Origin of the sequence: Enterobacter cloacae complex sp. GF14B, from assembly GCF_004136805.1 — a bacterium.
Lineage (GTDB): Bacteria > Pseudomonadota > Gammaproteobacteria > Enterobacterales > Enterobacteriaceae > Enterobacter > Enterobacter hormaechei_C.
The window spans coordinates 80,996-89,031 of sequence record NZ_QFRV01000011.1; the positions used below are offsets into that span (position 1 = coordinate 80,996).

7 protein-coding genes are annotated in these 8,036 nt (G+C 57.2%); 2 read left to right on the forward strand and 5 right to left on the reverse strand.

Going from position 1 to position 8,036, the window contains the following annotated elements:
* The first annotated feature begins 102 nt into the window (after nt 1-102).
* Together DD606_RS06335 and DD606_RS06340 are read left to right on the forward strand one after the other, a co-directional pair.
* Complete coding sequence (locus DD606_RS06335; RefSeq protein ID WP_003860907.1) at nt 103-966, forward strand: YicC/YloC family endoribonuclease; 864 nt, start codon at nt 103-105, stop codon at nt 964-966.
* Nucleotides 967-1,174: 208 nt separating this feature from the next.
* Nucleotides 1,175-1,792 carry a trimeric intracellular cation channel family protein gene (locus DD606_RS06340; protein ID WP_015570045.1) on the forward strand — a complete coding sequence of 206 codons (618 nt, stop codon included), beginning with the start codon at nt 1,175-1,177 and terminating at the stop codon, nt 1,790-1,792.
* A 26-nt stretch (nt 1,793-1,818) separates the two neighbouring features.
* Here DD606_RS06340 and etk read toward each other — a convergent pair whose 3' ends face one another.
* The 5 genes from etk to DD606_RS06365 all read right to left on the reverse strand — a co-directional run.
* On the reverse strand, nt 1,819-3,996 hold the full coding sequence (etk, locus tag DD606_RS06345) for a tyrosine-protein kinase (RefSeq protein ID WP_129258366.1): 2,178 nt from the start codon (nt 3,994-3,996) through the stop codon (nt 1,819-1,821).
* A gap of 22 nt (nt 3,997-4,018) precedes the next feature.
* Nucleotides 4,019-4,462: a protein-tyrosine-phosphatase gene (locus tag DD606_RS06350; RefSeq protein ID WP_003860912.1), complete on the reverse strand. Its 444-nt coding sequence runs from the start codon at nt 4,460-4,462 to the stop codon at nt 4,019-4,021.
* Nucleotides 4,450-5,583 (reverse strand): polysaccharide export protein, encoded by a 1,134-nt coding sequence (locus DD606_RS06355; RefSeq protein ID WP_003860914.1) that lies wholly within the window; start codon nt 5,581-5,583, stop codon nt 4,450-4,452. The genes DD606_RS06350 and DD606_RS06355 overlap by 13 nt, the downstream gene beginning before the upstream one ends.
* A gap of 43 nt (nt 5,584-5,626) precedes the next feature.
* On the reverse strand, nt 5,627-7,720 hold the full coding sequence (locus DD606_RS06360; protein WP_072206429.1) for a YjbH domain-containing protein: 2,094 nt from the start codon (nt 7,718-7,720) through the stop codon (nt 5,627-5,629).
* Nucleotides 7,720-8,036: capsule biosynthesis GfcC family protein (locus tag DD606_RS06365; RefSeq protein ID WP_176691437.1), on the reverse strand; the 317-nt coding region annotated here is incomplete at its 5' end. The genes DD606_RS06360 and DD606_RS06365, both read right to left, overlap by 1 nt.

Sequence of the window (8,036 nt, forward strand, 5' to 3'; positions counted from 1 at the left end):
AATGTGGCTGCGCATTATACGGATAAAGGACGCTTATTCCTATCCTGAGAAGCCCCTGAAAGCTATAATCCCCCCATCTCTCCTTTAAAAACGGGAATGTCTATGATCCGCAGTATGACCGCCTACGCCCGGCGTGAAATCAAGGGTAGCTGGGGTAGCGCTACCTGGGAAATGCGCTCGGTAAACCAGCGCTATCTGGAAACGTATTTCCGTATGCCGGAACAGTTCCGCAGCCTGGAGCCTGTGGTGCGTGAGCGTATCCGTACGCGTCTGACCCGCGGGAAAGTGGAATGTAACCTACGTTTTGAGCCCGATGCCAGTGCACAGGGCGAACTGATCCTGAACGAAAAGTTGGCAAAACAGCTGGTTAATGCGGCGAACTGGGTCAAAATGCAAAGCGATGAAGGCGAGATCAACCCGGTTGATATTCTGCGCTGGCCTGGCGTGATGGCCGCCGGAGAGCAGGATCTGGACGCGATTACCGCTGAGATCCTGGCTGCACTCGACGGCACGCTGGACGACTTTATCGTTGCCCGCGAAACCGAAGGCCAGGCGCTGAAAGCGATGATTGAGCAACGCCTTGAGGGCGTGAGCGCCGAAGTCGCTAAAGTGCGCGCTCATATGCCAGAAGTGCTGCAATGGCAGCGTGAGCGTCTTGTCGCCAAACTGGAAGAGGCGGAAGTCCAGCTGGAAAACAACCGTCTGGAACAAGAGCTGGTGCTGATGGCGCAGCGTGTGGACGTGGCTGAAGAGCTGGATCGTCTGGAAGCGCACGTTAAAGAGACCTACAACATTCTGAAGAAGAAAGAAGCGGTAGGCCGCCGTCTCGACTTTATGATGCAGGAGTTCAATCGCGAGTCGAACACGCTGGCGTCTAAGTCTATCAATGCAGAGGTAACCAATTCAGCGATTGAACTGAAGGTCCTGATTGAGCAGATGCGCGAGCAGATCCAGAATATCGAGTAATTCCTTTCAGGGTGGTATTGCCTCGCATACCACCCATTACTTTTTCTAATCCTTTCTTAGCCCTACTTCCTTTCTATCCCGCCTTATATCAAGCCTGCCTGGCATGCGTTGATAATTTTCTGTAGGGCAAACCCCCTCACCTTAGAAAATCTCAATCGTGATCTTCCGCACAAATCGCTAATCTCCTTCTCTTCATTCCGGAGGGTTTATGCTGCTTCACATTCTTTATCTTATTGGCATTACCGCAGAAGCCATGACCGGCGCGCTCGCTGCCGGACGTCGCCGTATGGACACCTTCGGCGTGATTATCATTGCCACAGCCACCGCGCTCGGCGGCGGGTCCGTACGCGATATCCTGCTTGGCCATTATCCGCTCGGCTGGGTAAAAAACCCTGAGTACGTCATTATCGTGGCAACGGCAGCCGTGCTAACCACGATTGTGGCCCCGGTGATGCCTCATCTGCGCCGCGTGTTCCTGGTGCTGGATGCGCTTGGGCTGATTGTTTTTTCCATCATTGGCGCACAAATCGCTCTCGATATGGGTGAAGGCCCGGTTATCGCCACCATTGCTGCCGTGATCACGGGCGTGTTTGGCGGGGTGCTGCGGGATATGTTCTGCAAACGTATCCCGCTGGTTTTCCAGAAGGAACTGTATGCCGGCATCTCCTTTGCCGCGGCAGTGCTTTATGTCGCCTTGCAGCACTATGTCACCAGCCACGATGTGGTGGTTATCTCCACCCTGCTGTTTGGCTTCACCGCGCGTATGCTGGCATTGCGCCTTAAGCTGGGCCTGCCCGTTTTTCATTACAAACACAATGCGCATTAATGTCAGAACGGGCAGGCGCCGGATAATCAGTTACTCGAGTAGTTGTAACCGTAGTGATGATAGCCGTAGCCGTAAGCGTTGCTTGCCCGCTTAACGACGCCGTTGAGAATCACCCCTTTGGTATTGACGCCACTCTGCTCCAGACGCTGTACACAGACCAGCATCTCCTTCACGCTGTTCATCCCGAAGCGGGCGACCAGCAGCGTGGTGCCTGCGCGACGGCCGACAACCGCCGCGTCGGTGACCGCCAGGATCGGTGGCGTATCGATAATCACCAGATCGTAGCGTTCATTCGCCCAGTCCAGCAGCTGCTGGAAACGCGTATGCATCAGAAGCTCCGCCGGATTAGGAGGGATCTGCCCGCGCACGATGGTATCGAACCCGCCTTTATCGAAGGTCTGAACGCCCTGGGTATACTCCGCCTTACCGGACAACATCTCCGACAAGCCGCAGGTATTGTCGAGCTTAAACAGATCATGGGCATACCCGCGACGCATATCCGCATCAATATAGAGCACTTTCTGGCCCGCCTGCGCCACGACGGCCGCCAGGGTACTGCTGACAAAGGTTTTACCGCTGTCAGGCGTGGCGCCAGAGATCATCAGTATATTGTTCGCTGACTCCATCATCGCGAAATGCAGGCTGGTGCGCAGGCCGCGAATCGCCTCCACGGAGAGATCGACCGGATTATCCGCCGCCAGGAAGGGGATATGTTTGGTCTTATGGCGCAGCCCTGGGGACATAAAGTCTTTTTTATGCAAACGCATCTTTTTAGCCAGCCATTCTGACAGCGGTACGGTGGCATAGACGTTAATCCCGTGCTCCTCCAGCTGCTCCGGCGTTTCAATGCCCATACGCAGCATACTGCGCGCCAGGATCCAGCCCGCAGAGACGAACAGACCCAGGAGAACCCCCAGAACGACGACCAGCGCTTTTTTCGGCTTGACTGGCTGCGGCCGGGTCACGGCCGGATCGATAATGCGGACGTTACCAATTGCGCTCGACCGGGCGATGCTCAGCTCCTGTTCGCGGTTAAGCAGCTGCTGGTAGATAACGCGTCCCGACTCCACATCACGGCTCAGGCGCAACACCTCCTGCTGGGTTGACGGCATGGACGATACCCGTTTATTCAGGCGGTTTTTTTCCTGCTCCAGCGTCTGCCGTTTCTCAATCAGCGCCCGGTAGGTGGGGTGATCTTTTTTGTAGAGCTGCGAAATTTCCGCTTCCCGGAAGGTCAGTTCATTGAGCTGATTGTCCGCATTCACAATCTGCTCCAGCACCGCTTTTGCCTCCAGGTTCAGGTCAACGGAGTCTTTTTGCTGGCGATAGCGGTTGAGCTTCTCCTCGGCCTGGTCCAGCTCGCTGCGCACCTGCGGAAGCTGCTGCTTCAAAAATTGCAGGCTTTTCGCATCCTGCGCCGCCTGGCGAGCCACGTTCTGTTGTAAATAGTTGTCGGCGATGCAGTTAAGCACGCGAGCCATCTCGTCGGGGTCTTCCCCCGTGATGGTCAGGCCAAGCATCCCGCTGTCCTTGCTGCGCTCGCTCACGGAAAAACGCAGCTGTAGCGCGTCAATGGCCTCCAGCTCACTCTGCTGTGTAATCGTAAATTGCGTACCCGGCTTCGCCTGGATATCGGCAATGGTAATGGCGATATTCGCCGCGCTCAGGGGTTGTCCCACAACGCCCTGTAACGTCACATTATCGCCTTCCAGCTGATAGTGGCCCTTCTCGCCGACGGTCAGCGTCAGCTTTTGCGCCCGGCCCGCAACAGGGGGAAGATTGAGCATACGGATATCGACGATCCCAGGCTGTTGGCCGGTGAGCCGCGCCCAGCCGCGTCCGACAAGGGGAAAATAGTTTTCACTTACCTGCGTGCGCAGGTTCAGGTCATCAATCGTTTTACCGAGGATCATGCGCGACTGGAGAAGCTGAAGCTCCGGTGCCGACTCCGGCGAGGAGTCAGGGATGAACTCGCTAAGGTTACTGAGTAGCGCGTTGCCCTGCTTCTGTTCCACCTGTATCAGCGCATCGGCCTGATAAACCGGTGTGGCAAAGAGCGCATAAAGCAGGGCCACCAGCGTGAACAGCGCGGTAAGGATGAGAATAAATTTTCGGTGGTCGAGCAGCTCACCCAACAGGCGCACAAGATCGATCTCGTTATTCGCGGCAGACGCATCATGGGCGTGAAGGTTATTTATTGACATAAAACGTAACTATCCCGTGTGATTAACTGAGCCGTTTCGCCCATTCCAGACTGGCCTGCTCCAGCAGCCCATAAACATATTCAAATGCGTCCCGGTTTTTACGGTAGGGGTCCGGGATCTCTTTTCTGCCCGTCCAGTGACCAAAGAGCATCATTTTGCCGCGCGCCTCCGGTGCGATAGCCGTGACCTGCTCGATATGTTCCAGCTCCATCGCCAGAATCAGATCGTAGTCGCGCACCATGGCGGGGGTGAGCCTGCGCGCCACGTGGCCCTCAAGCAGGGTGCCGCGTTCGGCGGCGATCTCTGTCGCCTGTAAATCGGCGGTGCGCCCTTCCAGGCCACACGTTCCCGCTGAATCGACCCGGGCAGCGGGAAGCAGCCGGCGCAGCAGCCGTTCCCCAATGGGGGAGCGGCAGATATTGCCGGTACAGATCACCAGGATGGCGTTAAACGTTAGTTTGGCCATGTTCTGATATATCTCCCTGTTTCAGTCAGGTCATGTACGCCGGTAATGGTCGGCACAAGCTGAGAGATCACGCGGTTCCAGCGCACCAGCGGCGCGGTGGTGACATAGACGATGTCGTAAGGCTCAAGCTGAAATTCGGTGCTCAACACCATCGCGGTGGCATCCCGGGCGTTAAGCTGGTAGACGTTGGCGATTTTGCCGTTCTGCTTGCCCTGCAACGGACGAATCACAAAGATTCCGGTGGCGTCGGCCATATCCTGATTCACGCCCTGTGCATTACCCAGCGCTTCCGCCAGCGTCATGCCGCTACGGTCCATCTTCAGGGTGCTCTGTTTACCCACCTCGCCCATGACAAACACTTTCAGGTCGTCATTACGGGGAATGAAGAGAATATCGCCCGGATAGAGGAGTTTGTTCTGGGTGAGATCGCCGCGCTGCATCAGCGCGTAGAGCGAAATGTGCGTGTCCTGGCCGTTGTGGGTCAGCACCACATGGCGCCAGTCCGCCTCAGATGTCAGGCCGCCAGCCGCATTGATCGCATCCATTATCGTCAGCGGAATGTTGGTGATGGGCTGCTGGCCCGACTTAGCCACTTCGCCCGTCACGTAGGCTTTTTGCGAGCGGAATGCCGCGACGCTGACATCCACCTGCGGGCTCTCAATCACCGAGTCCAGCCGGGCGGCGATCTCATCGCGCACCTGGGCCAGCGTTTTGCCGACGACGCGGATTTTGCCGATATAGGGGTAGAAGATCGTGCCATCGGCATTCACCCAGTTGCCCGTATCGCTGGCGCTGCGGTACTGACCTGCGGGGGTGGTCAGCTCCGGGTGGTCCCAGACGGTAACCATCAGCACGTCGCCGACGCCGATGCAATATTGGTAGTTCTGAAGCTGGCGATCCAGTTCAGGATTCGCGCGGGAGTCGACTTTGCCAGGCAGCAACTGCTCCACCAGCCCCGGCGTGAGGGGATAGACGTTGACCATCTTATTCAGATCGTAATTGCTGTCAGGCAGATCGATAATATCTTTGCCCTGGGTGCTAAGTCCCTGGCCCGGTACGATAGTACAACCGCTTAACGCCATCATAGCCAACGCCAGCACGGAAAATTTAACGTTTTTCATTCAGGAAAATCATCTGGTTAAGTAATGCCTGTTTCATCCGGTACTACTGCCCTACCGGGGTTTCGCGTTCTGACGTCATGTCATAGAGCTGATATTTACGGCCTAACATCTGGCCGCCATCACGCGTGAGAGGCGTCCAAGAGACCACCGCCCGGTTGCGATTTGGGCCGATCGTCATCAGATCAAGCGGGATCGAGATGTAGAAGCCTTTGCTAAAGCCACCTTCGCCATAATCCTCTTTCGAGACGTTGGTCAGCGCCGCCCAGACGCCTACCGTCACGCCGCTGTCGAATCGCTTCGCGACGTCGAGGGTGGCGCCTTTATCCTTCGCCAGGTACTGCCCGACGCTCAGCTTCATTAGCACACTGTTGAGCTTCGCCGGGTTCCAGTAGGCGGTGATAAATCCGGTTGGCACGCTGTAGTCGGTGAAGCGCATCATGTCGTCCCAGTCGCGCTGCTTGACGTAATTCGCATCCACGCCCAGCGCCCAGTCGCTATCCAGCGGGCGCCAGAGCGCCTCTGCTCCCACGCCGCCGTACATGGTTTCGAGGTAGCCGCCATAAATCTGGGCATAGAAGCCGTTCCCCAGCGCATCGACATAGTTGGCTTGTAAGTTGTTGATGTAGACGTCATTGCTGACATAATCGCGAATATGGGTTCTGACGCGCGGCAGGCTGGAGTCAGCGGGAAGTAGCGAGGATTTGAACTTGTCGTAGTTGTTATAGAGGTTGGCGAACACGCCGCCGTCGAGCAGCAGACGATCGGTCAGCCAGTAGCTGGCGCTGGCCATCACCCCCACCTGGAACATATAGAAATCTTCCGGACCGCCCAGCGACTGCGCCAGCGTCGGTTTAACGCTGTAGCTGAAGCGATCGGCGCGAATACGGTAGCCACGCCCGAATGCTGTGGTATCCACAGGCTCGACGCGCTGCTGCCTGAGCGCCTCCTCCTGGCCGAGCGGCTGCCCCGCCAACTGTTTGCGCAGGCTGGCGACATCGGTTTGCGTCGTGACCAGCGGCAGATGATCACGCTGCTGGGTGATAGCGATCGTGTCGACCCCGTCGGGCAGGTTATTGATCAGAATACGGTTGGCACGATCCACCGCTTCGCGCGGATCGCGATAGCGATACTGTTCGCCGGTCATGTATAAGGTATTGCCGTGCTGAAGGATCTCCGGCGCATCGAAGCCTGCGTTGTACTTAAGCGCGGTGAGCTGGTTCGCCGCAGAGGTATAGTCCAGCGTCTCGCCTGCCGGTGCCGGTTGCCAGGCCGGTTTCGGGTTATCACGCAGCGCGGGGCGCAGGTCGTTAAAGTTGGTCCGCAGGGTGAAGCCAAACATCAGCGTATTGCCGCGCTCGTAGCTGAGGTCGAGATCGGCCCAGTCGGCAACGCGATAGACCGCCCCCACGTTAATATGGCTCGACTGCTTAATGGAGCCGGCAAAATCATCGGCATAATTGTTGCCGTCATACTCAAGCTTCAGGCGCAGGGGCTGCCAGGGCGTCTGATACTGGAGGCCGCCAAACAGAGACGCCGGACCACGAAACATATCGCTAAAGCTGATATCTCCGGCATCATGCGACTCGCCGCGGGTGCAATACTTATTGTTGTCATGGCAAAGCGGGTTACCCACGTTGTCGCTATTACCGGGATATCCCCAGGCTATTCCAAAGGTAAAATCGACCGGTCCGGCCATTTTACTGGCAACCAGATATTCACCATCGAACAGGCCGGTGCCTGCAATATCACGCTTGCCGAGCGCCACCTGCGGCAGGCTATAGTCCTCTTCCCACAGACGAACTTTAAAGTCGAACGACTTATCCTTGTAGCTTTGATCGCCGCTGAAATCCTCGTCGCTGCTGTATTTACGGGTGCGGACGTCGGTATAGCGAATTGTCCCTTCCAGCCACGGGAAGAGCACGACCGAAGAGGAGTAAAAACGGTACTGGTTGTTATCGCGGTAGTTGACGCTGAATTCCCCTTCCCGGCCAAAGCGCGCGTCGGGCATTTGCATCAGGCCGGTGCCGCCAAAATCGGACTGTGACGGTCCGGTCGGATCGGGCCAGGTACGCAGCTCCGCGTGGCAGGCAGAAGAGATCGCCAGAGCAAGGCCGCTCAGTAAAAAAAGTTTGTTCATCAGTCAGGTATCCGCCGCGTCAGGAGCGCAACGATTTGCTCATTCAGACCGGTAAAATCGTCCGGTACCGCCCGGGGATCAAACCCCACCCACAGAACAGCGCCCGGCTCTGCTTCAATATGGCGTGCGTTCCAGTACGCCACCGGCGCAACAACCGTACTGCCGTCAGGATCGATAACGGTTACGTTATTCCTGTCGGCGCCGGCCAGCCGCAACTGCCCCTGTAAGTAGTCCCGGATGCTTGCGCCCGGTCGCCAGGCCCGTTTCCCCGGCGTGACGACCGCCCCCATCAGCGTGACGGTACGGGGCGCAGGAG